The organism is Anaerovorax odorimutans (assembly GCF_024459955.1).
Lineage (GTDB): Bacteria > Bacillota > Clostridia > Peptostreptococcales > Anaerovoracaceae > Hominibacterium > Hominibacterium odorimutans_A.
In genome coordinates, this window is record NZ_JANFXK010000095.1 from 1 (window position 1) to 494 (window position 494).

1 protein-coding gene is annotated in these 494 nt (G+C 51.4%); it reads right to left on the reverse strand.

The window, feature by feature from the left end; genetic code table 11:
- Positions 1-47: 47 nt before the first annotated feature.
- On the reverse strand, positions 48-386 hold the full coding sequence (locus NE619_RS18015; RefSeq protein ID WP_256133863.1) for a hypothetical protein: 339 nt from the start codon (positions 384-386) through the stop codon (positions 48-50).
- Positions 387-494: the final 108 nt, after the last annotated feature.

A 494-nucleotide genomic window follows, 5' to 3' on the forward strand; every position in this document is an offset into this window, starting at 1 on the left:
GGCCGCTTGAGTCAATTGATTGATCTTTCCCCAATTCATTTTTATGCTCATAGCAACCTCAACTCCGTATAGTTCACGGTCCCGTCCGGGTTCCGAGCCTTCCGGCCTTGCGCAATTGCCCTTTTTATGCCATGCACCGTTGCGCTTCCGCTGGTAATGTTCGGCACATCCGGGCAAATATCGCCGGGAAACAACGCCGTTCCGGACACCTCGATCAGCTTCTGCTCGTCTGTCAATATCCGCTTACCGCCGTCCTGATAATTGCATTTCAGGTCCGCAGTCAACAGAATTTCCGGCGCACCATCCTCGGTAATGCCCTCACCTTCGATCTCAACGTGGATATCCGTCTTACACAGCCGTTTTGGCACTAAACATGGATAATTCATAGCCTCACCTCAACAATCGGCAGCACAGGCCAGTCTGCTTTAATAGCTCGTACACGTCACGTTTCATTGCAATTCCCATGTCAGCAAAGACGTTCCAACTGCTCCCGA

What these genes read in the sequence shown, in the direction of transcription:
- NE619_RS18015 (WP_256133863.1), bottom strand. Translation starts at nt 386, where the DNA reads ATGAATTATCCATGTTTAGTGCCAAAACGGCTGTGTAAGACGGATATC.